The organism is Cupriavidus sp. 10L45 (assembly GCF_056395225.1).
This window is the reverse complement of the sequence record NZ_JBFTJC010000008.1, coordinates 283,967-310,382: the sequence shown is the minus strand read 5'-3', so window position 1 is coordinate 310,382 and position 26,416 is coordinate 283,967. Positions and strand designations below refer to the sequence as shown.

Annotated in this window: 18 protein-coding genes; 16 read left to right on the top strand and 2 right to left on the bottom strand. The window is 69.5% G+C overall.

What is annotated here, in order from left to right; genetic code table 11:
- Positions 1-7 precede the first annotated feature (7 nt).
- The 12 genes from AC1DFU_RS16750 to AC1DFU_RS16695 all read left to right on the top strand — a co-directional run bounded on the left by AC1DFU_RS16750 (position 8) and on the right by AC1DFU_RS16695 (position 10,041).
- Positions 8-274, top strand: a complete 267-nt coding sequence (locus AC1DFU_RS16750) for a flagellar biosynthetic protein FliQ (protein WP_092297519.1) — start codon at positions 8-10, stop codon at positions 272-274.
- Between the two features lie 45 nt (positions 275-319).
- Positions 320-2,035 carry a type III secretion system outer membrane ring subunit SctC gene (gene sctC, locus AC1DFU_RS16745; RefSeq protein ID WP_441590778.1) on the top strand — a complete coding sequence of 572 codons (1,716 nt, stop codon included), beginning with the start codon at positions 320-322 and terminating at the stop codon, positions 2,033-2,035.
- Entirely contained in the window at positions 2,036-3,181 is a 1,146-nt protein-coding gene (locus AC1DFU_RS16740) for a type III secretion system protein SctD (RefSeq protein ID WP_441590780.1), read from the top strand.
- Positions 3,182-3,257: 76 nt separating this feature from the next.
- Positions 3,258-3,461: a hypothetical protein gene (locus tag AC1DFU_RS16735; RefSeq protein WP_092297932.1), complete on the top strand. Its 204-nt coding sequence runs from the start codon at positions 3,258-3,260 to the stop codon at positions 3,459-3,461.
- Between the two features lie 175 nt (positions 3,462-3,636).
- A complete protein-coding gene (locus AC1DFU_RS16730; RefSeq protein WP_092297527.1) occupies positions 3,637-4,128 on the top strand; it encodes a hypothetical protein in 492 nt (163 codons plus the stop codon).
- Positions 4,125-4,916, top strand: coding sequence for a type III secretion system inner membrane ring lipoprotein SctJ (gene sctJ / locus AC1DFU_RS16725; protein WP_255370902.1), 792 nt, complete (start codon positions 4,125-4,127; stop codon positions 4,914-4,916). The genes AC1DFU_RS16730 and sctJ overlap by 4 nt, the downstream gene beginning before the upstream one ends.
- Entirely contained in the window at positions 4,913-5,704 is a 792-nt protein-coding gene (locus tag AC1DFU_RS16720; protein ID WP_441590783.1) for a type III secretion system protein SctK, read from the top strand. The genes sctJ and AC1DFU_RS16720 overlap by 4 nt, the downstream gene beginning before the upstream one ends.
- Positions 5,686-6,294: a type III secretion protein gene (locus AC1DFU_RS16715; RefSeq protein ID WP_092297535.1), complete on the top strand. Its 609-nt coding sequence runs from the start codon at positions 5,686-5,688 to the stop codon at positions 6,292-6,294. The genes AC1DFU_RS16720 and AC1DFU_RS16715 overlap by 19 nt, the downstream gene beginning before the upstream one ends.
- Before the next feature lie 11 nt (positions 6,295-6,305).
- Positions 6,306-7,667: a FliI/YscN family ATPase gene (locus tag AC1DFU_RS16710; protein WP_441590785.1), complete on the top strand. Its 1,362-nt coding sequence runs from the start codon at positions 6,306-6,308 to the stop codon at positions 7,665-7,667.
- Complete coding sequence (locus AC1DFU_RS16705) at positions 7,664-8,176, top strand: flagellar FliJ family protein (RefSeq protein WP_092297541.1); 513 nt, start codon at positions 7,664-7,666, stop codon at positions 8,174-8,176. Before AC1DFU_RS16710 ends, AC1DFU_RS16705 begins: the two co-directional genes overlap by 4 nt.
- Positions 8,177-8,179: 3 nt before the next feature.
- Positions 8,180-9,004, top strand: a complete 825-nt coding sequence (gene sctT, locus AC1DFU_RS16700; protein ID WP_092297544.1) for a type III secretion system export apparatus subunit SctT — start codon at positions 8,180-8,182, stop codon at positions 9,002-9,004.
- Positions 9,001-10,041 carry an EscU/YscU/HrcU family type III secretion system export apparatus switch protein gene (locus AC1DFU_RS16695; protein WP_092297547.1) on the top strand — a complete coding sequence of 347 codons (1,041 nt, stop codon included), beginning with the start codon at positions 9,001-9,003 and terminating at the stop codon, positions 10,039-10,041. The genes sctT and AC1DFU_RS16695 overlap by 4 nt, the downstream gene beginning before the upstream one ends.
- Positions 10,042-10,074: 33 nt before the next feature.
- Here the strand turns inward: AC1DFU_RS16695 and AC1DFU_RS16690 are convergent, their stop codons facing one another.
- On the bottom strand, positions 10,075-11,082 hold the full coding sequence (locus tag AC1DFU_RS16690; RefSeq protein WP_092297550.1) for a helix-turn-helix transcriptional regulator: 1,008 nt from the start codon (positions 11,080-11,082) through the stop codon (positions 10,075-10,077).
- A 338-nt stretch (positions 11,083-11,420) separates the two neighbouring features.
- Positions 11,421-12,734, bottom strand: coding sequence for an MFS transporter (locus AC1DFU_RS16685; protein ID WP_255370903.1), 1,314 nt, complete (start codon positions 12,732-12,734; stop codon positions 11,421-11,423).
- Positions 12,735-13,116: 382 nt separating this feature from the next.
- Between AC1DFU_RS16685 and AC1DFU_RS16680 the strand changes: the two genes are divergently transcribed.
- The 4 genes from AC1DFU_RS16680 (at position 13,117) to AC1DFU_RS16665 (ending at position 26,354) form a co-directional block, all read left to right on the top strand.
- Positions 13,117-13,683, top strand: a complete 567-nt coding sequence (locus tag AC1DFU_RS16680) for an SRPBCC family protein (protein WP_477159867.1) — start codon at positions 13,117-13,119, stop codon at positions 13,681-13,683.
- Entirely contained in the window at positions 13,680-14,645 is a 966-nt protein-coding gene (locus AC1DFU_RS16675) for a LysR family transcriptional regulator (RefSeq protein ID WP_092297556.1), read from the top strand. Before AC1DFU_RS16680 ends, AC1DFU_RS16675 begins: the two co-directional genes overlap by 4 nt.
- 105 nt (positions 14,646-14,750) lie before the next feature.
- A complete protein-coding gene (locus AC1DFU_RS16670; protein ID WP_092297559.1) occupies positions 14,751-15,554 on the top strand; it encodes a putative hydro-lyase in 804 nt (267 codons plus the stop codon).
- Positions 15,555-15,695: 141 nt separating this feature from the next.
- Positions 15,696-26,354 carry an LWXIA domain-containing protein gene (locus AC1DFU_RS16665; RefSeq protein WP_441590789.1) on the top strand — a complete coding sequence of 3,553 codons (10,659 nt, stop codon included), beginning with the start codon at positions 15,696-15,698 and terminating at the stop codon, positions 26,352-26,354.
- Positions 26,355-26,416: the final 62 nt, after the last annotated feature.

The following is a 26,416-nucleotide window of genomic DNA, read 5'->3' as shown; positions in this document are numbered from 1 at the left end:
GACCGCCATGACCGCCGACACCATCCTCGACATCACCCGCCAGGCGCTGCTGGTGGTGCTGTGGGTCACGCTGCCCGTGGTGCTGATTGGCACCGTCGTGGCGCTGGTGGTGGCCGTGCTGCAGGCCGTCACGCAGATCCAGGACCAGAGCATCGGCACGTCCACGCGGCTGATTGCCGTGCTGGTGTCGCTGGTGCTGCTGGGCGGCTGGCTGGGCGGCGAAGTGATGCGCTTTGCGCAGCGCGCGCTGCAAACGATGCTGACGTTTCTCTGAAGTGCTCCGCAACCTTCCACAAGAACCGAAAGAGACCGAGCCGACATGACGCCGCACCCTGGGGAGCACCGAAACAAGATCCAGCGCACCTGCATGGCGCTGCTGCTGGGCCTGTACCTGCTGGCTACGGCCGGGGCAGCGGAGGCGGCCGACCTGCGCTGGTCCGGCAAGCCGTTCGCCGCCACCGCCAGCGACAAGCGGCTGCCGGACTTCCTGCGCGAGCTGGCCGCCTCGCAGGGCACCACCGCCGTGATCGACCCGAAGGTGGAGGGCACCATCAGCGGCAAGTTCACCGAATCCGCCCAGCACGTGCTGCGCAGCGTCTGCGCGATGTTCGGGCTGACGTACTACTACGACGGCTCGCTGCTCTATATCGACGTGGCCAACGAGGCGCGCAACGAGGTGATTCCGATTGCGCGCGGCGCCGGCACGCGGCTGCGCGAGTCGCTGGTACGGATGCAGGTGCCCGATGCGCGCTATCCGATCACGATCAACGACGCCGAAGGCACGCTGATGGTCTCCGGGCCCAAGCGCTATGTGGAGACGGTGCGGGCCGCCGTGCGCGCCGTGGACGATCGCTCCATCGCCGATGACCGCGCGGAGGTGCAGCTCTTCCCGCTCAAGTACTCGTGGGCGTCTGACTTTCGCATCAACCGCTCCGGCAAGGAGATGACTGTGCCCGGCGTGGTCAGCGTGCTGCGCAATCTCTATGGCCGCAATCGCGGATCGCTGGCGAATTCGAACCCGAGCCTGGGCACCAGCCGTGGCGCCACGCGCATGGCCAAGCTGCGCACCGGCGACAGCGGCGGCATGAGCATTCCATCCGCCGATCCGGGCCAGGTGCTCGACAGCATGGGCGGGAACGGCATGATCGCCGCCGACGTGCAGGGCAACGCCTGGGGCAGCGGACAACTGCCGCAGTTCCAGGCCGACACCCGGCTCAACGCCGTGCTCGTGCGCGACACGCCCGACCACATGGCCCAGTACCGTCGCCTGATCGAATCGCTGGACGTGAAGCCGCGTCTGGTCGAGATCGAGGTGACGATCATGGACATCAGCCAGGAGGACCTGGACAGCCTCGGCGTGGACTGGCGCCTGCACACGCGGCACGTGGACCTCCAGATCGGCGGGGGCAATAACAACGCGCCGCTGACCTTCGGCAACCTGACCTCGGAGGCGGGCACCACGGCGGCGTCGGCGGCTTCCGGCCTGCAGTTCACGGGCGCCATCGGCAACGATGTCACGCGCTTCCTGCTCACACGGGTCAAGGCGCTGGCGGACCGGGGGCAGGCGAACTTCGTCGCCCGGCCCAAGGTGCTGACGCTGGACAACACCGAAGCCGCGCTGGAGAACCTCCAGGAGTTCTATGTGCGGGTGGATGGCTTCCAGGACGCCGGCCTCTTCAACGTGACCGCCGGCACGGCGGTGCGGGTGACGCCGCTGGTGGTCGATGAAAGCCAGAGCCGCGCGGTGATGCTGACCATCGACATTGCCGACGGCAACCTGTCGGGCGAAACCGTGGATCGCATTCCGGTGGTGCGGCGCCGCTCGATCACCACGCAGGCGATGGTGGAGGAGGGCAAGAGCCTGCTGATCGCGGGGTATACCACCGAGGAGCGCATCAACGCCTCGTCCGGTGTGCCGCTGCTGCAGGACGTGCCGATCATCGGCAATCTGTTCAAGTATCAGGAGAAGCGCCAGAACAATATGGAGCGCTTCTACCTGCTCACGCCGCGCCTCGTGCTGCCGGGGATGAGCTAAATGGCCGACATCCTGCATGAGGGCAACTCGGGCTGGTCGCTCCGGTTCCTCGGGGGCGATGTCTACGGCCGTCTCGTCACGCTGCGGCGCGGCGAGAACGTGCTGGGTGCCGCCGGCGAGGTGGACATCAGCGTGCCCGGCGCCGACGTGCAGCCGCGCCATCTGGTGCTCAACGTGGGCGACGTGGCGGTCTCGGCCGAGCGCGTGGGCGATGCCGCCGTGGAGATCAACGGCCGTCCCACCACGCAGCGCGTGTTCGCGCTGGCCGGCGGAGACATCCTGACTATCGGCTCGCTCGATGTGGAGCTGCTGCGCGCGCAGCCGGCGGCGACGGAAGCCACCGACACCCTGTTCGCCTGGGCCGAGTCGGGCCGCCGCGCCGAGCGGCAGGCGGACGGGCAGGGCGAGGGCGAAGCGGCCCGCCGTCATGGGCGCGCCCTGATGGCGGCGATGGGTGTGGCGGCCACGGTGCTGCTGGTCGGCGCCGGCTGGGCCGCAGCCACGCTCTCGCAGCGCGGCGCCCCGGTGCCCGGCGCGCAGGTGGACTCGGCGGCGGTACGCAAGACCGTGGCAGCGTTTCCCGAACTGGAGGTGGTCTCGCAGCCCAACGGCACGGTCGCGGTGCGCGGCTTCGTGAATTCACGTGTGGACCGCCAGCGCGTGACGCAGGCGCTGGCGCCCTATGGCCGCGCGGTGCAGCAGCAGCTCCGTTCCGCCGACGATCTGATCGAGCACATCCAGCGCTATCTGGACGAGCCCGGCGTGGGCATCGCCTATCAGGGGCAGGGCCGCGTGCTGCTCAGCGGCACAGCGGATCCGTCGGCCGGGCGCGACAAGGTCAAGCGGCTGACCGAAGACCTGCACCCGGGCGTGCTGGTCACGGACCGCATCGACTACCGCGAAACGATGGACAACCGCCGCCGGCAGGTGCGGGATGGCCAGATGGAGAACTGGCAGGGCGTGTTTCCAGCCCGCGTGGTCAGCATCACCGAGGACGGCGAGGGCAAGCGCTCGGTGCAGCTGGCCAACGGCAGCCGGTATTTCGAAGGGGCGGTGCTCAAGAACGGTGCCGAAATCGAACGAATCGACGCGGATGGCGTGGTGCTGCGCGACAGCCCGGCGCCCGCGCCGCCGCAACGCAAGTAATTTGCATCACGCGATGCAGATGCCGCCGGCCTTTGGGGGCCTGGCGGAAGGTCGTCAACCCACCAAGGAGCAAACCATGGCAAATGAAGTGGACCTGAACGCCAAGATGAACGAGATCCAGCAGAAGGCGCAGGAGTTCTCCGTGAACATCCTGAATCTGCAGGACACGCTGACGCGCCAGAACGCGGTCGTCAGCAGCGAGATGGCACACAACACGCAGAAGGCGAACCTGATCCAGGGCGCCATGCAGGATGTGAAGCAGACCTCGCGCACGAACTGACGTTCGCAATGCCGATTGGGTTCTCCCCTCTCCCCTTGGGAGAGGGGCGGGGGAGAGGGCAGGCGGTTCCAGGGGCGATATCGCTTCGAGAGACTCAGGCCCTCTCCCCCGGCCCCTCTCCCGCATGCGGGAGAGGGGAGCAAATCGTCGTCAAATCGAAACAGGGAGAACCACCATGGATCCCACCACGATTGCCGCCACCGGGGCCGTAGCGGGCGCCGGGGGCAACGCGGGCCCGACCTCGGACGCCGCCACGCTGGCCGCGCACCAGGCGCCGCCTGCCGCGCCGACTCACGCCAGTCAGGCCAACCCCGCCGACGCCCAGACCTTTTCCGATATGGTGCGCGGCGGCCAGGCCGCCGATGGCTCGCGCGGTGCCCATGCGGCGCAGGCCGCCAGCGACCCGTCGTCCACCACACTCGGCAACGCCATCCGCTCCAGCTACGTGTCGGCCGGCGAGGAAGCCGCGCGGCAGGCCACACGGCTGCAGGAAATGCGCGAAGGCATGTTCGCCGCCATCCACACCGGCAGCACCTCCGACGTGGTCTATCAGGCCATGATGCTCCAGACCCAGTCGCTCGAGCTGTTTTCGTCGATCCACGTCACGTCGAGCATCGGCAGCGCCGGCACCAACCTGTTCAACAGCCTGCTGAAGAACCAGCAATGACCGCACCCCTTCCCCGTTGGATGTGCCGCGCGCGGCTGGCCCTGCCGCTGCTCGCCGCGCTGGCGCTGGCCGGCTGCAAGGTGGACCTGTACGCCTCCCTGAACGAGAACGAGGCCAACCAGATCCTGGCCGCGCTGACCGCCGATGGGCTCAACGCCGAGAAAGCGCGCGCCGGCGAATCGGGGGGCGGTAACCAGGACGGCAACTGGAGCGTGCGCGTGGAGGAGTCGCAGCTACCCGCCGCGCTGGAGATCTTGCGTAGCGAGGGGCTGCCCGGCGAGCGCTTTGCCTCGCTGGGGCAGGTGTTCCAGAAGCAGGGGCTGGTGGCCACGCCTACCGAGGAGCGCATGCGCTATATCTATGCGCTCTCCCAGGAGCTGTCCGAGACGCTGCGCAATATCGATGGCGTGGTCACGGCGCGCGTACACGTGGTGATTCCGGCCACCGATCCGCTCTCCGACAAGATCCGCCCCTCGTCGGCGGCCGTCTTTATCAAGCATCGGCCGGATGTGGACCTGCGGCTGCTGGTGCCGACCGTCAAGGACATGGTGGCGCACAGCATCGAGGGGGTGACGCATGACAGCGTGTCCCTGTCGCTGGTGGAGGCGCGGCCGTTCACGCCCGTCGCCCATGCAGCAGCGGTGCCCGGGGCGTTCCCGGTGGGCCGCTTTGCGTTGATCGCGCTGATGGTGGTGCTCGCCGCCGCGCTGATTGCCACCGGGGCACTGGCCTGGAAGCGTGGCGGGCTGCGCTGGCCGCCGCGTGCGCCGTCGCGGGGCCTGTCATGAGCCTGCCCGCCGCCGCGCTGCCCACGGCGCTGGCGCCGGCATTGCCGGCCCTGCCGGATGCCGCGCTGGCCCGGGCCGTGGCGGGGCTGCTGCAACGGCCGCTGGCGCAGTTGCATCCGAGCTGGCTGCCCGCCGACTGGCCGCTCGCGTGGCGCCGGCCTGCGCGTTTCGGCGCGGCGGCGGCAGACCTGCTGGCCGCGCCACTGGGTCTTGCCGCCGACGTGGTGACCCGGGACACCCTCGTGCGCGTGCTGACCGGCGATGGCGATGCCCGCGCCGATGTCCTCCCGCGCATCGTCCTGATGGACCGTCCCGCGCTGCGCCTGCTGGCACTTTGGGTGGGGCTGGCCGTGCACAAGCCCGGCTTCGCCAGCGAGCGCCGCATCGTGCCGGCGCCGCTCGCCAATATCGAATCGATCGCCGGCTCGCTGATCGGCCAGCTGCCGCGCGCCATGCGCCGTGTGGCGCGGCGGATCGACGCGCAGGCGGTGGCCTTCCTGCTCAAACGCGTGCCGGACCTCAGCGAGCTGCCGATGAACCTCGCCCCGCTGCGTGCGCGCCCATCCGGCGTGGGCCGTGTGATGGCCGAGCGTGGCTACCGGCTGCTGTGCGGCCTGATGGCCGGCTACGGCGCCCCGTTGCGGCAGGCGCTGATGCGCAAGTTCCCGCGCCGGCTGGCGGCCCTGCCGCCCGTGGCGCTGACCCGCGCGCAGGCCGCGCAGTTGCGCGAACTCCTGCTGCTTAACCTGATTCCCGAACGGTTCCCGGCATGGCACTGGCTTTTCTGATCACGAGCGAGAACCTGCAGCTGCTGTCAGAGCGCAAGGTGCTCAAGGAGGCAGAGTACGCGGCGCTGATGGATGCGGCGGAGGTCATCGAGTCCGCCCGGCGCGAGGCGCTGCACATCAGCACCGAGGCCCAGCGCGAGGCCGAGCAGCGGCGCCAGCACGGCTACCGCGACGGCTGGGCCCGCGCGCAGGCCGATCACGCGGCGGCCCAGGTCAGCGCGGCGGCCGAGGCCGAGCGGCAGCTCACCGGCATGCGCCGCACCATGGCCGAGATCGTCATGAAGGCCGTGCAGCAGATCGCGGGCGAGCTGGACCCGGACATCATCCTCGAAGTGGCGCTGCAACGCGTGGAGGCGCTGGTGCGCGCCGAGCCGTTCATCACCATCCAGATTCCGCTCGGTCGCGAACAGACCGTGCGCGGCCTGCTCGACCAGTTGGCCGAGACGCTCGACTGGCCGCGCCGTGCCAACGTGGTGGTGGAAGGGAGCCTGGAAGCCGATGCCTGCCGCATCCTGACCCCGTCCGGGACGATGGAAGTGGGCCTCCAGGCCCAGCTGGAGGCGTTCGCGCGGCGCCTGCAGGCTAGCTGACGGAGACGACCATGGCGACCGAACTGCCCGCCGCCGACATCCAGGCTGCGCTCCAGCATGCCGCCGCCGACCTGGGCCGCGCCTTCGACCATTTCACGCCGGTGGCGATGCGTGGCCGCGTCAGCAAGGCCGTCGGCATGCTGATCCATGCCACCGGCATCCAGGCGCATGTCGGCGAGATCTGCCAGTTGGTCACGCCGGGCGAGGCGCCGTTGCTGGCGGAGGTGGTCGGCTTCATGCAGCAGACTGCCGTGCTGACGCCGCTGGGGCGCATCACCGGCATTTCCGCGCTGACCGAGGTGGTGCCGGCGATGCACGGGCCGCAATGCCCGGCCGGCGCCGCGCTGCTCGGGCGCGTGCTCGATGCGCTGGGCGAGCCGATCGATGCCAAGGGCTCGCTCGTGGGCGTGACGCGCGTGCCCATCGACAACGAGCCGCCCGATCCGCTCACGCGCCGCCTGATCCGCGAGCCGCTGGCCACTGGCGTGCGCGCCATCGACGGCCTGCTGACGCTGGGCGAAGGCCAGCGCGTGGGCATCTTCGCGCCGCCGGGCGTAGGCAAGAGCACGCTGCTCGGCATGCTGGCGCGGGGTTCGGCGGCCGATGTGAACGTGGTGGCGCTGGTGGGCGAGCGGGGCCGGGAAGTGCGCGAGTTTATCGAATACAGCCTGGGCCCGGAGGGCATGGCGCGCACGGTGCTGGTGGTGTCCACGTCCGACCGCTCGCCGATGGAGCGCGTGCGCTGCGCCTACACCGCCACGGCCATCGCCGAGCACTTCCGCGACCAGGGCAAGCGCGTGCTGCTGCTGGTGGACTCCCTGACGCGGCTGGCCCGCGCACAGCGCGAAATCGGGCTGGCCGGCGGCGAACCGCCCACGCGGCGCAGCTATCCGCCCTCGGTGTTCTCGATGCTGCCGCAACTGCTGGAGCGCGCCGGCACCGGCGTACAGGGGTCGATTACCGCCGCGTATACGGTGCTGACCGAAGGCGAGGACGACAGCGACCCGATTGCCGAGGAAGTCCGTTCGATCCTCGACGGCCATATCGTGCTGTCCCGCAAGCTCGCCAGCGCGGGCCAGTATCCGCCCATCGACATCCTGCAGTCGGTCAGCCGCGTGATGCCGCAGGTGGCGGCTGGCCCGCATCAGCAGGACGCCCTGCGCCTGCGCCAGCTGCTGGCCAAGTTCCAGGACATGGAGCTGCTGCTGCAGATTGGCGAGTACCGGCCCGGCGCCGATGCCGTGGCCGACGCGGCGGTGGGCGCCATCGGCGCGATCCGCGCCTACCTGACCCAGCCGGCGATCCGGCTCGACACCTTTGCCGGGGCGCTCGCCAAGCTGGCGCAGGCCATCCGGCAGGAAGCGAAACCATGAGCCACGATCCGCGACTCGCCCAGCTTGAATCGGTGCGCCAGCGTCGCCACGAGGACGCCACGCGCGTGATGCAGCAGCACCGCGCCTGGGTGATGGAAGGCCTGCGGGATGCCGAAACCGCCCAGCAGGCCGTGCAGGGCGCACTGGCCGAGCGCGCCGCCTTTATCACCCGCTTGCGCGATGGCGCCACGCAGGGCGGGGTGTCGGTGTCCGGCCTGCTGGACGCGCAGGGCTGGCAGGCCGCCTTCGACGCCCGCATCGGGCGCGCCAACACGCGGCTGGCCGAGGCGCTGGACGAGGTCCAACGCCGCCGCACCGTGTTCGAGGAGAGCCGTCAGGCGCTGCTGCGCGCCCATGGGCGGCTGGTCGGGGCGCGTGAACTGGTGGCGCGGGCCCGGGCCGACGCCCGCGCGGGGCTGGAACGCCGCGACGACGAGGCCGTGGACGAGGCCGCCGTACGGGGCTGGCATCGTGCCGATCGTGCCGATCATGTGGACGGAGCGGCATAGCGCATGCCGGGCTCCACCATCGATCCGGCATGGCTGTTCCATTGGGGGCGCGAGGTGGTCATGCCCATCGTGCTGGTCATGCCGCGCCTGCTCACGGCGTTTACCGTGCTGCCGTTCCTGTCGCATCAGGCCGTGCCCGGCGTGGCGCGCAACGGCATCGTGCTGGCCATCGCGCTGTTCGTCTCGCCCGGCGCGCGGGTGGACCTGGACCATATCGCCAACGGCCTGTGGCTGGTGCTGATCTTCAAGGAGGCGTTCATCGGCCTGCTGCTGGGCATGGCTTTCGGCCTGTTCTTCGTGGCGCTGCAGATGGTGGGCGAGCTGATCGACTTCCAGACCGGCTCCGGCAACGCCACCTTCTTCGACCCGGTGACCCAGCAGGAAGACGGGCCGATGGAGAACCTGCTGTCCCACCTCGGCATCGCGCTGTTTGCCTCGTTCGGCGGGTTTTTCGCGATGACGGGCGTGATCATCGAGTCGTTCGCGTTCTGGCCGGTGATGTCGTTCGGCCCTGAGCTGTCGCTGTCGTCAATCGGGTTCGCCGGCGCCTATGCCGGCACGCTGTTCTCGTGGGTGGTGAAGCTGGCCGCGCCGATCCTGCTGTTGCTCGTCATCGTGGAGCTGGGCTTCGCGCTGATCGCGCGCTTCGTGCCGCAGTTCGATGTGTTCCAGTTCGCCCAGCCGGTGAAGATCACCGTGGCGTTCCTGATGCTGGTGTTGATGCTGGCGGTGATGGTGGACACGCTGCAGGGCTTCCTGCGGCCCGACAATACCCTGATCGACCTGCTGCGCAAGGGCATGAGCGCAGGAGGGGGAGGCGGCCCATGAGCCAGGACGGCGAGAAGAACCTCGAAGCGACCCGCCGCAAGCTGGACGAGGCGCGCAAGCGCGGCGAGGTGCCGCGCAGCACGGACGTGACGTCCTCCGTGGTGTTCCTCGGTGTGCTGGCCCTGCTGTGGGTGCTCGGCCGTTACTTCGTACGGCTGTTTCAGGCGCTCTGGCATAGCGCGATGGGTGCCGTACCGCAGCATCTGCAGGATCAGCAAATGCTGGTGCTTGGCGAGGCCAGCGCGCGCTTCCTGCTGATGGGCGTGCTGCCGGTGGCGGCCGTGGCGCTGGTGTGCGGCATCCTCGGCGCCTTCGTCCAGGTGGGGCCGCTGGTGGCATTCGAGCAGATCAAGCCGAACATGGCGCGGCTGAATCCCGCTGAAGGTTTGAAACGGATGTTCGCCGTGAAGAACCTGGTCAACCTCGCCAAGATCGTGCTGAAGATCGCCTTGCTGGGCGGGCTGGTCTATATCCTCGCGCTCGGCGCCATCGAGGACGGCGTGCGCTCGGGCCACGCCCGACCGGCCGAAATCCTGGTGCTGGTGGCCTACATCCTGCTGCGCATGTGCTGCTGGGCCGCGCTGATCTACCTGATCATGGCCGTGGTGGACTACGTGCACGAGCGCTACCAGTTCATGAAGCAGCAGCGCATGAGCGTGGAGGAGTACCGGCGCGAGCACAAGGACACGCAGGGCGACCCGATCATGGCCGGGCGGCGCCGCGCGGCCTTCTTCGAGGCGGCGTTCTTCGGCGTGGGCGAGCGCGTGCGCGTGTCCACGGCGGTGGTGTATTCCACGCAATACGCGGTGGCGCTGCGCTACGACGGCCCGGGCACGCTGCCGCGCGTGCTGGCCAAGGGCGGTGGCCACGTGGCCGCGCGCATCCGGCAGGCGGCGGCCGATTACCTGATTCCCTCGGCGTTCGATTCCGACCTCGCGCAAAGGCTCTACATGAGCGTGCCACTGGACCGCCCGATCGATCGCGCGCTTTATACGCGCGTGGCAGACCTCATGCGCTGGGCCACGGGCGAGGAGTAGGGGGGCTCGGGAGGCGCAGGTCCCCCGGCGCCCTCAGCCTGCCAGCGCGGCGGCGCGATGATCGGTGATGATGGCCGGCGCCGTGTCACCAGCAACCGGGTGGCCCGGCAGCGGCGCAGCGGGGCGCAGCAGCGTGGCGGCAGCCGCCAATTGCACGCGGTTGCGCACGCCGAAGTGGCTGCGCAGGCGGCGCATGTGGTAGTCCACGTTGAAGATCGACATGTCCATGCGGCGCGCGATCTCCTTGTCGGAGAGGCCCTGCGCCAGGCAGGCGAGGATGTCGCGCTGCACGTCCGACAAGCCCTCCTTGGGTCGGCCCGCCGTGGGGATCTCGGCATGGCAGGTCAGGAACTCGTGCAGGCCCAGCCCCACCGTCAGCGCCTGACCCAGCACCGTGTCGCCAATCCAGCGGCGGCTCTCGATGCCCGACATGAAGCTGATGATGACGATGTCGCTGGTGCCCGGCATCGGCAGGTTCAGGAAGACCCCGCTGCGGATGCCGGCGTCGCGCAGGTCGTCGAGGAAACGGCGCAGGCGCAGCGGCGGAATGCCGCCGGGCGGGGTGTGTTCGAGGTCATCGGCGTCCCACACCATCGGCAGGCCGAACATGCCGGGCTGCGGATTGCGCGGGTCGATCTCGAAATAGCGCTCGCGGAAGTACCGGTCGCGCCAGCCGGGGGCCGTATAGGTGTCGAAGAACGTGCGCGGCTGGATGTGCCCGCCCACGTTGGCGGCGGTGCCGTAGCCGAGGTAGTCGAAGCCGATCGCGTGGATCGCGGCCTGCATGACTGTGCTGCGGCCCTCGTGCGTGCCTTCGCCGGCCAGCGCCGAGACCAGCCCCGGCGAGCCGCCCTGGCGGGGCCGCGCGCGTACCGGCACGATCTGGCGTTCGCCATAGAAGCGGATGCCGTGGTGCGCCATGGTGGGGCTGGTCGGGCTCGCCATGGCGGGCGCCGCGCGGCGGGCGCGCAGCGTGCTTGCGGTATCCAGTGCGGACGCCCCCGCGTCCATGCCGGATACAACTTCTACTGCTCTGGTCATAAGGCCTCCGTGCGTATGCCTGCCGAGCCGTCTGGCTCCACATACTGCTGACCCGGATCCCGTCGGAAACCGTTGCTGCACCTTGCTGCGCGGGCTCATGGGCCCGGGCTGTCGATGTTCTGGTGTTCTAGTGTTGTGCTGGCTGGGTGCGGGCCATGAAGGCGCGGCCCGTATGGACCTGATGGTGAACGCCACGCGGCCGGTCGATCTTATGATTCTGGGCGGCGGGCGCGGCGTGGGTGCAAGCGTACGCCAGTCGGCACCGATGCCGCAAGCGCCGTGGTGTCGTCGCCACTTTCCCTGTCCGGTCCATGGTTTTGTGCACCGCGTCTTGCATGTCAGTCCTCCAGCTGCTTGCCGCGCGTCTCGGGCAGCGTCAGCGCGGCCAGGATCAGCACGCCGTAGGCCGCCGCGGCAAAGATGCCGATGGCGTGGCCCAGCGTCATCTGCTGGCTCACCTGCCCGATCAGGAACGGGAAGAACGCGCCGATGGCGCGGCCCACGTTGTAGCAGAAGCCCTGGCCGGAGCCGCGCACCCGCGTGGGGAACAGCTCGGTCAGGAACGCGCCCATGCCGGCGAAGATGCCCGAGGCGAAGAAGCCGAGCGGGAAGCCCAGCAGCAGCATGACGGTGTCGTTGACCGGGATGTGCGTGTAGGCCAGCGCGATGGTCATCGAACCGATCGCGAACAGGATGAAGTTGCGCTTGCGGCCGATGCGGTCGGTGAGGTAGGCACTGGTCACGTAGCCGATATAGGAGCCGACAATCACCATCGCCAGGTAGCCGCCCGTGCCGAGCACGGTCAGGCCGCGCTCGGTCTTCAGGAAGGTCGGCAGCCAGGTGGTGATGGCGTAGTAGCCGCCCTGGGCGCCGGTGGTCAGCAGCGCGGCGCGCAGCGTGATGGACAGCAGCTTCGGCGAGAAGATCGCGGTAAAAGAGGCGCGGTCCTGGTCCTGCCGGGCCTCCCGGGCCTTGTGCTCGGTATAGACCTCCGGCTCCTTGACCATGCGGCGCAGCACGATCACGAATACGGCCGGCAACAGGCCGATCAGGAACAGCGCGCGCCATGCCGTCTCGGCCGGCAGCAGCGAGAACACCAGCGCGTAGAGCAGGGCGGCAAGCCCCCAGCCGATGGCCCAGCCCGCCTGCACCATGCCCACGGCCTTGCCGCGGTCTTGCGCGCGGATCGCCTCGCCGATCAGCACGGCGCCGGCGGTCCATTCGCCGCCGAAGCCGAAGCCCATCAGCGCGCGGGCAATCAGCAGTTGTTCATAGTTCTGCGCCAGTCCGCACAGGAAGGTGAAGAAGGCGAACCAGAGGATGGTCAGCTGCAGCGTGCGCACCCGGCCGATGCGGTCCGACAGGATCCCGGCCACCCAGCCGCCGGCGGCGGAGGTCAGCAGCGTGGCGGTGCCGATGAAGCCGGCGTCCGCACGGGAGATGCCCCAGGTGGCGATCAGCGTGGGAATCACAAAGCTCAGGAACTGCGTGTCCATGGCGTCCAGCGCGTAGCCGACCTTGCAGCTCCAGAACGTGCGGCGTTCGTTGGGGGTGATGTCGCGATACCAGGAAAAGAAGCCGCGCGATGGCTCGGCGTGCGGGGTGGTGTCAGCTTGCGCGGGGGTGTCGATACGGCCGATCTGCGATTCCATGCCTTTCCTCTTCGTGGTCTTGTCGTGGTCTCTTGCCAGGGCTTTGCCGATGGTTCTTCTTGTTCTTGTCCTGCATTCTTGAAACCGCGCCTCCCTCGCGTCCAACTAGTTTTTCGGGCGAGGGCCGATAAGAAAAATTGAATCCTGTGCTGAAAGGCAGCTAATTCGGGGGATTGCGGGAGAGCGCCCGCGCAGCGGTTCGGGGTTTTCCCTGATCGTGCCGATGCCCCCCTTTCGCAGGGGAAGGCGTAAGCATACGGCGCGCCAGCCCCGTCACTTCCTACGGAGATCCGTAGGCGAGGGTTTCCTACGAGTGCTCGGTAGTGGTCGCGCGCGCACGTCGCCGGTAGGCTTGCGGCAATCTCATTGCACGCCCATTCCCATGCTCCCCAACCTCTCGCTTCGACCCCTGCTCGTGGTCCTGCTGCTTGGCGCGGCCGGTGCCGCGCACGCCCAACTGGTGCCCGTGGAGCGCTCGGTGGCGATCAACGCCGACGCCGACCTGGTGTGGCAGCAGGCCGGCGGCTACTGCGCACTGGCGAAATGGGACGGCGAATTCAAACGTTGCGACGTAGTGCTCGGCAGTGGCGCGCCCGRCACGGTCCGGCGCATGGTCTACAAGGCGGGCGGGCTGCCGGCCGTGGACATCCTGACCGACAAGGGGCCCTACGCCTATAGCTACCGCAAGCTCTCCGGCCATACGCGCGGGCGCCTGCAGGCCAAGCCGGGGCTCGATGCCGGCACCACGATCCTGACGTGGCAGGTGTGGCTGGACCCCTTCGCGCTGCCCGATGGCGCGGGCTCCGAGTATCCGCACGCGCTGGGGGATGCGATGCAGGCCGCGCTGGGGAATTTGAAGGCGAGGGCGGAGGAGGTGGCGCTGGAAGCCGCTGCCGACGCAAAATCCGCGACGGTTGTCGCCCCTCTCCCGCAAGCCCCCACCCCATGAACCTGCGTTTCCTCGAAACCTTCGTCTGGGTCGCGCGTCTGCGCAGCTTCCGGCTGACCGCCGAAAAGCTGTTCAGCACACAGGCGTCCATCTCCAGCCGCATTGCCGTGCTGGAGGAAGACCTCGGCGTGAAGCTGTTCCTGCGCGATTCGCGTGGCGTGACGCTGACGCCCGAGGGCCAGCGCGTGCTCGAGTACGCGGAGAAGATGGTGAACACGATGCACCATCTGCGGCAATCGCTGGACCGCTCGCGCACCATCGCGGGGCGGGTGCGCATCGGCGCGATGGACTCGGTCATCCATACCTGGCTCTCCACCGTGGTCAAGCGCGCGATGCAGGCCTATCCGCAGCTTGAGATCGAGCTGACTGCCGATGCCGCGCTCAACCTCTGTGACCAACTGCAGAAGGGCTACCTCGACGTGATCTTCCAGACCGACCTGCTGCGGCTGGAGACCGTCCGCAACATCGAGCTGGCGCGCTACCCCATCCGCTGGATCGTGGCGAAGGGCAGCGCCTATGACCGCCCGTACCCGTCGCTGGAGGCGCTGGGCGCCGAGCGCGTGATCACCTTCGTCAAGAATTCCCGGCCGCACCAGGACATCCTGAGCCTGTTCCACCTGAACGGCGTGACCTCGCCGCGCATCAACTGCGTCAACTCGGTGGCGGCCATGACGCGGCTGATTGGCGATGGCTTCGGCATCGGCGCGGTGCCGCCGGCACTGGTCCGGCAGGAACTGGCCGACGGCACGCTGGCCGTGGTGCAGGTGGACAACCACCCGCCGGCGCTGGACATCGTGGCCTCGTGGCGCATCGGCGCGGGGCTGGAAGTCAACGAGTCCATCGTCGAGATCGCCACGCAGGTGGTGGCCGATTTCTGCCTCGAAGTGGGCGACGACATGGCCACGGCGGCCTCCCCGGTGCTGGCCACCGCCATGCCCGAAACCTCCCACGCAGGCTCGTAGTCATCGGATTTCTTTATCGCGCGCCACCCGAAAGATTTGTTGGACGCGATGCGGCACCGGCCACCAGAATCGGTTTCGACTTCCCCCGATTCCCACGCCGCAGCCATGAACCAGCCTCTCCAGCACGCCGCCTCGATCCTGCCCGACGACCCCGCCGCATTGCGCCGCATCATTCGCGAGGGCCGCTACCGTGGCCACACCAGCGGCCTGGCGCGGGGCTACGTGCAGGCCAATATCGTGATCCTGACGCGCGACTGGGCCTATGACTTCCTCCAGTTCTGCGCGTTGAACCGCAAGTCCTGCCCGGTGATCGACGTGACCGATCCGGGCGATCCGGTCTTCCGCAACCTGGGCGTGGATGTCGATATCCGCACCGATGTGCCGATGTACCGCGTCTATCGCCACGGCACCGAGTACCACGAGACCGCCAGCGTGGCGGAGCTGTGGCGTGACGACTTCGTGGCCTTCGCCATCGGCTGCTCGTTCTCGTTCGAGCACGCGTTGCTGGCCGCCAACGTGCCGCTCAAGCACATCAACCTGGGCCGCAACGTGGCGATGTTCCGCACCGATATCGAGACCCGGCCGGCCGGGCGGCTCTCCGGCAAGCTGGTGGTGTCCATGCGCCCGCTGTCCGCCGCCGACGCGATCCTGGCCACCGAGATCACCGCGCGCTACCCGGACGTGCACGGGGCGCCGGTGCATATCGGCGACCCGTCGCTGATCGGCATCGAGGACATCGAATCCCCCGACTATGGCGATGCCGTGCCCCTGGACGCCCACGAGATCCCGGTGTTCTGGGCCTGCGGCGTCACCCCGCAGGCCGTGATCCGCGAGGCGCGCCCGGAAATCTGCATCACGCACGCGCCGGGCTGCATGTTGGTGACCGACCTCGACAACAACCGGCTGTAGCGCCGGCTGTAGCACCAGTCAGCCCTACGAGTTCTCATAGTGTCGCGCGCGTGCCCGCGCGCGCAAAATCTGCGGCACCGTCTGACCTGCCGGCCGCCGCGCCCCGCGTGGCTTGCCGGCATCCACGTGGAGACAAGCGACATGCTGGATTTCATGGATGCGATCCGGGCCGCCGCAGCGGCCGCCGCCCGTGCCGCCGCCGAGGCCGCCGAGCGCGCCCGCGAAGCCGCAGAGCGCGCCGCGCGCGAGGCCCAGGAGCAGGCCCAGCGCCGCGCCCAGCAGGAAGCCGCCGCCCGCGCCCAGCAGCCGCAGCAGCCCGAGACGCCCAAGCAGCCGGCCAAGACCGAGCAGACCGAGAAGCCCCAGCAGACGCCGCAGGTCACCAATGCGGTCTACACCGGCAACGAGCCGCTCACGTTGACGCTGGCCAGTGCCCCGAAGACGGATAAGCCTGCCGCGCCGCCGCCCGATCCCGCCGAGACCAAGCGCAAGCAGGAAGAGGACGACGCCAAGGCACACACCGACCGCTGGGAGAAAGACGCCAAGAGCGCCTACGACGATACCGTCGACAAGCTGAACGGCGGCCCGATGACCGACGCCAAGTGGAAACCGCTGGGCGAGAAGTACGGCACCGTGCTCGGCGGCGTGCAGAACGAGCTGCGCGTGGCGGCCAATCACGCGGCCCAGACCGGACGGGACGAGACGGCCGCCGTCGACGCCAAGCTCAAGGAAATCACCAAGCGCTACGACGACCCGGCGCTCAAGGCCAACCTTGAGGACGCCAGGAAGGACTACCTGAAGACCGAGCCCAACCAGGCCGCGCGCGACACCGGCGCGGCCCGCTTCAAGCTGGTGCTGGCGCAGGACAAGGCCGAAGCCACCGGCAAGACGCTCCAGCAGGAGACGGCCGCCTACAACAAGATCCCCGGCGGCGTTCGCCGGGCCGAGGCGGGCCTCGACGATGACCTGCAAACCGCTCGCGCCAACGACACCGCCGCGCAGCAGGACCTCCAGAAGGCCAGCGACGACTTCACTGCCGCCCTGCAGAAGGAAATCGACACCTCGGCGGTCAATCGCTACCAGCATGATTCCGATGAGGGCCTGAAGACGGTCCAGAACGACAAGACGCCGAACCGCTACGAGCGGCAGGAAGGCATGTCGATCTATACGACTGCCGTCAACGACGCCAAGGCGCAGCGCGCGGCACTGGACAAGGGGCAGGGCGTCAAGGTGCCCGAGCGCTTCCGCGAGCAGGCCGTGGCCGAGGTCAAGGAGCGCTACGGCGCCAGCCCGGACCTCGGCAAGGTCATCGACCTCGCCAATGCCAAGGGGCAGCTCAAGGGCGAGATGGCCAACCTCGTGCCCACCAACGACTTCGAGCGCGGGCTGGCCAAGACCGACCCGACCACGCTGGCGCTGGCCCACATGGAGGGCCTGACGCTCGATCCCTATGCGAAGAACGATCCCAACTCGGTCCTCACGCGCGACCTGCCCGCCGACGAACGGGCGATGATGAAGGACAACCCGGCCGGCTACGTCCTCTACAAGTCGCTCGATGCGGACAGCCTCCGCCCCGACCCCAACGCCCCGGCCGGCGACCCGAAAACCGCGCAGTACAACCAGGGCGTGCAGCAGTACGGCGGCCAGCTCCTGTTCTACACGGCGCAGCAGATGACCGACGCGGCCAAGGCCCGCGCGAAGACGCCGGAAGAGAAGGCGACCGCGACCACGCCGGCGCTGGACCATATGCGCGTGCTGCTCCAGGCATCGACCGAGCAGCGCGTGGAGACGATGACCACCAGCATCGCCAGGCAGCTCGATGCCGGCGACGTCAACGGCGCACTGGCCACCCGCAAGGCTGGCGTGGACGCCGCCCAGTCGCCCGACGAGCGCGCCCAGTACGTGGCCGTGCACAACGACCGCTTCGACAGCGACCTGTTCAAGACGCAGATCAACGCGGCGATGGACAAGAACCTCAAGAACAAGACGCACGACGACGAGGGTCGCCCGATCCAGGGCCAGCAGGACATGTACGCCGACAAGGTGGGCCAGTACCTGCAGGACACCGCGCCGAACCTGATTCCCGAGGATGCCGACACGTTGCTGGAGACCGTCCGCTCGGAGTACAAGAACGACTGGACCGCCCGCAACGACAGCACCGGCGCCGGCTACAACGACTGGGACGACTTCTACCACGGGCTGGCCGCCGTGGTGGACAAGGCCGACGCCAACTACTACGCCACCACCGAAGGCGCCAAACCGGGCTCCGGCCCCGCCGCCCAGCGCACGGCCGCCTGGCTGACCGACCGCGACAACGACGTCAGCCTGCTGATGATGAGCAACCAGTCCGGCAGCTCCCGCCAGGGCCGCATCTACGGCGGCGCCCAGGACGCCGCCGCGCAGGGCTACACCGGGCTCTCCATCGCCTTCGAGCAGGCACTGAAGTCCAGCAAGGACGCGCCGCCGATGTCGGACTACTACGTCCAGAAGGCCACCGCGCGCGGCAACGAGAAGTACGGCGAGAGCGCCGAGGCCAAAGAGCAGAACAAGATGTTCGATCTCGACAAGGACGAGATCCTGCGCCAGTCGTTCGACAGCATGGGCCTGCAGAAGCAGGACCTGAAGGCCAAGGTCGGCGACGGCGCCGCGCTCGACAAGGCGATCCAGCTGGCGATGCCCAGCGCCACGCCCCAGACCATCAAGGACGTCAAGGCGGAGATCCGCGCCAATGCCGGCAATGACGCGACGGCCTCGGCCATCCCGATCTTCGTGACCCAGCCGGGCAGTGCGGCCTACCAGACCGCGGTGTTCGAGTTCAAGGGCCGCGACGGCAACACCATGTGGGTGGACGACAGCGGCTCCGTCTACGGCAAGGAGGGCGCCGACCCGAAGCGCGATTTCCAGGAGAACAACCTCCTGGCCGACAAGGGCACCGTCTACATCGCCGACCGTAACCTCGATCTCGGCAGGGATGGCCACGTCAGCTACGAGGCGATGGACGCCCATATCGTGACCGGCACGGAAAAGGTCATGGGCTGGGTCAACCTCGGCGTGGCGGCGGTCGGCGCCGTGGCGGGCGGGGTGGTCATGGTGGCGTCGGGCGGCACGCTGACGCCGCTGGTGGCGGTGGCCTGGGGCGGCATGATCGGCAGCATGGGCTACGGCATCGGCACCTCGTGGCACGAACTGGACAACATCGCCGATCATGGCCGCTCGATCAATCCGTTCAAGAGCCAGGAGGCGATGTCCCAATGGCTGAACGTGGGCGGCTCGGTGGCCGGCATCGGCGGCATGGGCTTTGCCAAGTTCGGCTCGCTGGCGGCCAATGCCGGCGTGCGGGTGGCGGCTGGCGGCGGCACGGTGCGGGAGATGGCGGGCCAAACGCTGATGCAGTCGGCCTCGCGCTTCGGCACGACCAGCCGCGTGCTCAACGGCACCGCGTTCGGCATCGGCGGTGTGCAGACCGCCCAGCAGGCCACGGCGTTCGCCCAGCACGGCAAGGACATGAGCGTCAGCGAGGTGGTGCAGAACAGCGCCATGCTGCTGATGGGCGCCACGCAGATGATGCCGGCAGCCATCCAGAAGCGGGTGGGCGAGTCCGTGCGCGATACCTACCAGCGCACGCGCGGCCGTACGCCGCTGGACGATGCCGCCAACAGCCCCGCGAACCGCGCCGCCGATGGCGAGGCCGCCAACGTGCTGCGGGACGGTGATCCTGACGTGACTACCGCGCCGCGTACGTCGCGCGATGCCGCCAACCCGGGCGGCGGCCGTCCGCGCCTGCACGACGATGTGCCGGCGCCGGGCCAGCGCCCTGGCGCGCGCGATGGCGAGGCCGGACGTCCCTCGACGTCGAACCGCGCCCGCACGCCGGGAGAGCCTACCAGCCCCGCTGCACCATCCACTGGACGGTCGACCAACACGCCGGAAGGCGCCACCACCCGGCCGACGACGTCGCCGGACGCCCAGCAGGTCGCCTCGCGCTGGCAGGCATTCCGCGCGCGCGGCACGCTGGTGCAGGACCGCGTCATCACCAATATGATGGATCGCGCGCTGGCGCGGGCCCAGGAGCGCTATCTGTCCGAGGCGACCAGCCGCCGGCGCGAAAGCGCCGATGCCGCAGACCGTCGATCCGAAAGCGCCGCGTCCGAGCGCCGGCGCATCTTCCACGGCCCGGCCCTGCGGCGGGGCCGGGGCGATGCGGAAGGGGCCGCCCCCGCCCAGCGACGCACCATCCGGCATGGCCCGGCCGAGGAGGCGGCGCGCGCGGCGCGTACTGCGGACGAGGCCGATGCCCCGGCGCACGCGCTGCGCCAGAACGCCATCTCCCCGCTCGACAACGTGCTCTGGATCGACGGCCGCATGGAGCAGATCGGCGTGCCGTACGGCGCCGAGCTGGCCGCGCGGGCACTGGCGGACCTCGACCGCGTGATGATCGTCACCGCGCCGCTGACCGCGCATGGCCATGCCGAGACCAATGGCGTGATCGGCGCGGCCTCGCTGGGCGCGTACCTGACCTCGCTCGGCAAGGAAGTGGTTTACGTGACCGACCGCGCCCACGGCCGGGCGCTGCGCAAGATGCTGCGCAATGACCTCGACCAGCCCAACGCGCGCGTGGAAACCTTCCGCGCCAAGGACCATTTGGCCGCCACGCTGCAATCCAAGGCGCTGCTGGCGATGCACCAGCCCGAGGCCGTCATCGCCGTGGAGGTTGCCGGCCGCAACCTGAACAACGAATACCGCCTCCAGACCGGGGAGGCCGTGGCCGGCAGGCCGCGCGTGGACCAGCTTCTGGTGGATGCCCGGGACATGAAGGGCGTGCTGACGGTGGCCGTGGGCGACCACGGCAACGAGGCTGGCATGCGCCCCCTGCGCGAGCGCATCACCCGGGCCATGGCGCCCGAGGACGTCCACGCCGAACTCTGGTCAGACGTGAGCGCGGACCACGTGGTCACCGGCATGAACTCGAACCTGGCCGCGCAGGCCATCGGTTTCGCGCTCCAGCGGTACCACAACGGCGAAGGCAAGATGCCGGACATCCAGCAGATCGGCGACATGTTGGAGACCATGGCGAGCTTCAACGCGCGCGACGGCGTGACCTACGAGGTGGGCGCCACCAGCGTGCGCGGTATGGACAAGTCCGTGCAGCTTGGCGTCTACGAGCTGCTCGGCAAGGCGGCGGAGAGCCTGCCGGAGGGGCTCGACTTCGTGAAGCTGTTCGATGGCATCCAGCGCCGCTTCCTGCCGAAGGATGTCGATGCCGAGGCCGCCGGCATCCGCGTGGAGGACGATGTCATCGTCGTCACCGCGTTCGATTCGAGCAACGGCGGCCTGCTGGCCGCCCAGAACCTCGCCCGCCACATCTACGCGCTGACCGGCAAGGCGGTGCAGGTGGAGGCGGTGACCGACCACGCGGCCGGCACCTACGGCGGCCGCACGCCCGAGGATTTGGCCGAGAAGGTCCACGCCGGCCTGCAGGCCGTGCAGAAGCTGATGGGCGACGTGAACCTGGCCGCCTGCAACACCGCCTGCCTGGCGCTGGCCACGGTGCTGGCGCGCATGCACGGCTTCGAGATGGTGAACCTGATCCAGCAGACCGTGCCGCAGATCGTGGAGATGGGCGGCGAGCGGCCCGTGGTGGTGGCCACGCCCGGCACGGTGGGCGGCCACGCCTACCTGAACGGCGTGCGCGAGGCCAGCGGCGGCCGGCGCACCGTGGAGGAAATCCCTGCCACGGAATGGGCCGGCGCGGTCAACAACCTGATGCACCTGGACGATGGCGCGCAGCTCGCCCAGCTCAAGCAGTGGATTGCCGACTACATCAACCTGGACCGCATTCCGGCCGATACCACCTCGGTCTGGTTCTGCTGCACGCACTACCCGGCGCTGGAGTCGCTGGTGCGCCAGCAGCTCGACGCCATCGGCATGTCCCACGTGAAGCTGATCGACCCGATGCAGTTCCAGGCGCGCAAGGCCGTGGACGTGCTGATCGACAAGGGCCTGCTGCAGGCCACGGACCTGCTGGACACGCCGCTGGACCCGATGCAGGTGCCCGACAGCAAGACGCTGCCGACGATGGTGGTCACCTCCGGCCAACCCTCGGCGGTGTCCCGGCTGGCACACGCCATGGGTGGCCGCAACGACATCCGCGTGTTCAAGTCGCCGTTCGGGGAAGCCGCCGATGTGTCCGGCGTGCGCGCGCTGGTGGATGCCGGCCGCCACCTGAACCCGGTGGATCGGGTCAGCTTCAGCTATATCGGGCGGGGCCTGCGCGAGTTCTATATGCCGGACGGGGCCCAGCGCGCGGCGGCGGCGCTGGAAAGTGGCGAGAACATCATGCTGCTGACCGGGTTCTCGGTCGCCAAGGGCATGCCCGAGACCGACGGGCCGCCGGGCACGGCCGAACTGGGCCGGGCGCTGCGCCTGCGCGGCAAGCAGGTGACCTACGTGGTGGATTCGGCCAACAAGCCGATCCTGGAGGCCATCCTGCGCGAGATGGGCGAGCCGACCGACAACATCAAGGTTTTCGACGTACCCGTGGGCGACGCCAAGGCCCCGGCGCGGGCGCTGCTGGAAGCCGTGGGGCCGGACCGGGTGATGGCGATCGAACTGCCGTCGCGCGCGGCGGACGGCACCAAGAACAATATGCGCGGGATCGAGATCGACGATTTCAACCCGGCCATCGACGAGATCCTGATCCAGGCCAACGCGCGCGAGGGCGTGGAGACGCTGGGCATTGGCGACGGCGGCAACGAGGTGGGCATGGGCGGGCTCAAGGGCCTGATCCCGAAGGGCTGGAACGGCAAGCAGATCGCGGCCGAGATCACGGCGGACCATGTGGTGACGGCCAGCGTGTCCAACTGGGGCGCGTATGCGCTGTCGGCGTTGCTGCTCAAGCGCGGCAACATGATCGAGCGGTTCCAGACGCCCGACGAGCTGCGGCGCGTGCTGCAGGCGGCTGCCGATGCGGGTGCCGTCGATGGCGTCTCGCGCGAGCGCGTGCCGACGGTGGACGGCTTCTCGACCGACGTGCATGCCGCCATCGTCCAGCTCTACCGCCACGCGGCCACGGGCGAACTGCCTGCCGGCCCCGGTGCCGCGCCGAATGCCTGGTTCGGCGGCCCGGGCGTGGCGCGCACGCCGGTGGCGGAGGCGGCCAACGCGGTGATCCACCATGGCGGGCGCACGCCGGCGGGGGGCCATCCTCAAGGACAAGCCGGCCCGCGTCCGCGCGCCGTGTCCACGCGCCGCACGGACGCCGCGCCGGTGCGCGACGGTAGCTGGTCCTTGCGCGACGAGACCGTCGACGCCGGCGCCATGGCGGCGACGATCGACGGCGTGCACGCTTCGGGCGGGCGGCTGGCCGGCGTGCACTACGTGGTGCTGCCGGCGGCTGGCGGCGAGGTGACCGTGCGCAGCGGCCTGCCGGAGTCCTCGCATGACTCGCTCCAGCAGGCGCTGGCCAGCGCCGACGAGGCCGTGCAGGCCGGCCAGCCGGTGCAGGTGGCCGTGGTCGCGCAACGCGGCTTCCAGGGTCGGATCCACGACGGCAACCTGATCGGCACGATTCCGGTGACGCTGACCGGCCGCACCACGCGCGCCGGCAGCCTCGCGCTGAATCGGGGCTACGGGGGCGAGATCCGTATCGCCTTGCCCGAGGATTTCCGCGCCGGGGCGCCGCTGGTGCGCCGCGAGGGCGGGCGGCGCGTGGACCATCTCGGCCAGCTGGCGCAGTTCCCGCGCGGGCCGGCCCATCTGGATCTGGCGCAGGAGGCGGGACAGGTCACGTTCGATGGTGCGGCGGTCGGCATTTCCGTGCCGCGTGTGCCGGGCTACTTCACGGTGCGAGCCGAAGGCGTGTTCGGCGGCGTGGAGATGAACGCGAGCGGCACGGGGCCGTCGCGGATGGCCGACGCCGCCACGATCATCGACCGCATCCGCGCGCATCCCGACTACGAGGAAGGCATGCCCGTGCTGCTCTACGGCTGCCACGCGCAGGACGGCGTGGTCTCGCTGGCGCAGGAAGTGGCCAATGGGCTGGGCGCCAACGTCTATGGCCCGGACGGCGCGCTCAATATCGACGCGTTCTTCTCGCCGGGCAGCGACCTCGCGCACGGCGCCGGGCTGGGCGTGGCGGCGGACCGCGCGACGATGGCGATGTCCGGCGCGGACCTCCACGTGGTGAACGGTGGCCGCTTCTTCGGCGCCCGGCCGGGGCTGCCCATCGTGGGCGTCACCCACGGCGGGAGGACGGCGGCGGCTGCGGCGGCGCCGGTGCCCGACGCGGCCACGCCGGCAGGCTGGCGGCAGACGCCGGCGCGCTGGAGCGAGGTGGCGGTTGGCGACAAGCCGCACCGCGTGAACGCGCCCGGGGACCATACGGTGGTGGTCGGGGCGATCCACCCCGAGGGCGGCCTGCGTGGCGAGGATGGCCAGCCCATCGGCGCGCACGAGTTCGCGCTCCGCATGGCCGACGAGTGGCAGGCCGGTCAGCCGATCGTGCTCGCGCTCGACGGCGCCCACCTGCCGCAGGGCCGCGTCTTCGCGGAGCAGGTGGCGAACGTGATGCAGACCGAGGTGCTGGCCCCCGAGTTCGCGCTGCAACGCCATGCGGACGCGGACGGCAAGCCCGCCATCGACCTGACACAGGCCGGCGGCAACTGGCGGCGCGTGCAGCCCCAGCCAGACCCGTACGCCAACCATCGTTTCGATGTCAACGCGCGCGGGGTGGTTTACCTGCGCCATCCCGGCGGCGGACGCGAGCGCGTGGACCTGGCCACCTATCTGGGGCCGCGGCTCGGGGGCGGCGGCGCCAAGACCGTGTTCGCGCTGGGCCGCGACAAGGCCGTGGGCATCGCCAATGACGAGATGACCGGCTTCATGGTGCAGGGCGAGCGCGAGGCGCTGCGCACGGCGGCGGGGCTCGGCTTCAACACGCTGAAGACCTTTGGCCCCGACGACATGACGGTCTCGGGCCGGCCCACCGTGGTCTACGAGCGCTACGCGGCCAGCTCCCGGGACCTGTTCGGCAACAAGGCCATGCACGGGGTGCCCGATCCGCGCACTGAACTGCTGAACGGCAAGTCCCTGCGCGACCTCGACCATATCCTGGACACCATGGCGGACCGCCACGTCTATCTGGGTGACGTGGAGTTCAGCATCCACCCGGACGGCACCGTCAAGGTGGCAGACCTGACCAGCGTGGAGCTGAAGGTGGATGACACGCAGGGCAGCGCCCATGCCGACATCGTGGCCCGCATGCGCGAGGTGGCGCGCGCCAACGAGGCTGCCGGGCAGGGCGGCGCGGCCCAGCGGCGCACCATCACCCATGGTCCCGCGACCCCGCCGGCCGGCGGGAATGGCCCGCGCCCGTGGAAGATGGCCAAGACGATGACGGTGTCCACGGTGGGCACCTTCGCGCTTGGCACGCTGGCTGGCGTGGCGACGTCCGCGGCGCACGTGAACCCGGTGCTCAGCAGCGCGACCTGCTTTATCTACCGCGGCAGCGTGGCGGCGGGCCGGACCCTGCACACCCTGCGGATCAACGCGCGGGCGGCGGACCCCACGCCGGCCAACATCGCCTATCTGCGCAGCCGGCTGCACGGCCGCTCCGCCGATGCGTGGGGCATCCACGCCAAGGACCAGGACGTCTTCAAGACCGCCGTGGACACGCTGGAGGCCCACACCCACGGGGCGAAGAAAGACGCCCCGGACCGCGCCACGCAGATTCAGGACGCGCAGGCGACCATCAAGACCGTCGGCACCAAGCTGCTGAACCCCGATACCGTGCCGGGCCGGCTCAACGACACGGCGCAGATCGGCACGCTGGCGGTCAACAACAGCAACACGGCGATCTGGTTCATGCAGCACCATCTGCCGGCCGACAACCCGCTGACCTACAGCAACGCGGCGTTCCTGGCATCGAACACGGTGCTGAGCACGCTGAACATCGGCACGCGGCTCGGACATCACCTGGGCGGCAAACCCACGGTGCTGCTGTCTGCCCAGATGCGCAAGTTCGTGATGAACGGGTACGCGCTCGGCACGATTCCGCTGGCCGTGGCCGATGCCATGAACACGCCGGGCGTGGTGGGCATGATCGAGGCGGCCGGCATTACCGTGTTCGGCGTGGGCGCGCACCTGCAGTCGCGCGTGGACCGGAACGCGGTGGTGGGCGAGAAGAACCGGCTGGCGCTGCAGCAGGACCCCAAGACCGGGCTGCTGCCGGCGCAGGGCTGGGCGGAGGGCAAGTGGAATGTCTTCGGCCGGGCCATGCCACGCGGGCTGGTGCTGCTGGGGGCGGGCGTCATCGTCAATTTCGTCGCCAAGATTGCGGTGGAGCTGACCAAGGACGATGACAAGGACGGGGCGCCGAACCCGGGCGGGACACCGACTGTGGCGCCGACTGTGGCGCCGACTTCGACGCCAACCCCCACCCCGGACGCCTCGCCGTCCCCGTCGCCATCCCCCTCGGGCACGAAGCCGCCCGCCGAGACGCCGCCGGACACCCGGCCGGAGACGCCACCAAGGACGCGGCCCACATCGCCGGAAACCGTGCGCGTGCAGCCGTACCGGCGTGGCAACGAGGCCGTCTCGACGCTCTGGGGCATCTCGCGCGCGCATCTGGACACGCTGCTCTCCGACGAACAGAAGGCCGAGGCGCGCGAGCAGGCCCTGCCGCCGGACACGCAGGTGGCCGACTTCGCGCTCCGCGAGTTGATCAACCTCAATCCGAAGTACAAGCTGGCGGAGAATCCCGGGCATATCGAGCCGGGCTGGGAGTTCGACGTGACCCGTTAGGGTGAGGAGGGGCGCGTGAGGGATGTGGCGGGTGGCGACGACGTTACAATGCCGCTTCCCTT

What these genes read in the sequence shown, in the direction of transcription:
- AC1DFU_RS16750 (WP_092297519.1), top strand. Translation starts at nt 8, where the DNA reads ATGACCGCCGACACCATCCTCGACATCACCCGCCAGGCGCTGCTGGTG.
- sctC (WP_441590778.1), top strand. Translation starts at nt 320, where the DNA reads ATGACGCCGCACCCTGGGGAGCACCGAAACAAGATCCAGCGCACCTGC.
- AC1DFU_RS16740 (WP_441590780.1), top strand. Translation starts at nt 2,036, where the DNA reads ATGGCCGACATCCTGCATGAGGGCAACTCGGGCTGGTCGCTCCGGTTC.
- AC1DFU_RS16735 (WP_092297932.1), top strand. Translation starts at nt 3,258, where the DNA reads ATGGCAAATGAAGTGGACCTGAACGCCAAGATGAACGAGATCCAGCAG.
- AC1DFU_RS16730 (WP_092297527.1), top strand. Translation starts at nt 3,637, where the DNA reads ATGGATCCCACCACGATTGCCGCCACCGGGGCCGTAGCGGGCGCCGGG.
- sctJ (WP_255370902.1), top strand. Translation starts at nt 4,125, where the DNA reads ATGACCGCACCCCTTCCCCGTTGGATGTGCCGCGCGCGGCTGGCCCTG.
- AC1DFU_RS16720 (WP_441590783.1), top strand. Translation starts at nt 4,913, where the DNA reads ATGAGCCTGCCCGCCGCCGCGCTGCCCACGGCGCTGGCGCCGGCATTG.
- AC1DFU_RS16715 (WP_092297535.1), top strand. Translation starts at nt 5,686, where the DNA reads ATGGCACTGGCTTTTCTGATCACGAGCGAGAACCTGCAGCTGCTGTCA.
- AC1DFU_RS16710 (WP_441590785.1), top strand. Translation starts at nt 6,306, where the DNA reads ATGGCGACCGAACTGCCCGCCGCCGACATCCAGGCTGCGCTCCAGCAT.
- AC1DFU_RS16705 (WP_092297541.1), top strand. Translation starts at nt 7,664, where the DNA reads ATGAGCCACGATCCGCGACTCGCCCAGCTTGAATCGGTGCGCCAGCGT.
- sctT (WP_092297544.1), top strand. Translation starts at nt 8,180, where the DNA reads ATGCCGGGCTCCACCATCGATCCGGCATGGCTGTTCCATTGGGGGCGC.
- AC1DFU_RS16695 (WP_092297547.1), top strand. Translation starts at nt 9,001, where the DNA reads ATGAGCCAGGACGGCGAGAAGAACCTCGAAGCGACCCGCCGCAAGCTG.
- AC1DFU_RS16690 (WP_092297550.1), bottom strand. Translation starts at nt 11,082, where the DNA reads ATGACCAGAGCAGTAGAAGTTGTATCCGGCATGGACGCGGGGGCGTCC.
- AC1DFU_RS16685 (WP_255370903.1), bottom strand. Translation starts at nt 12,734, where the DNA reads ATGGAATCGCAGATCGGCCGTATCGACACCCCCGCGCAAGCTGACACC.
- AC1DFU_RS16675 (WP_092297556.1), top strand. Translation starts at nt 13,680, where the DNA reads ATGAACCTGCGTTTCCTCGAAACCTTCGTCTGGGTCGCGCGTCTGCGC.
- AC1DFU_RS16670 (WP_092297559.1), top strand. Translation starts at nt 14,751, where the DNA reads ATGAACCAGCCTCTCCAGCACGCCGCCTCGATCCTGCCCGACGACCCC.
- AC1DFU_RS16665 (WP_441590789.1), top strand. Translation starts at nt 15,696, where the DNA reads ATGCTGGATTTCATGGATGCGATCCGGGCCGCCGCAGCGGCCGCCGCC.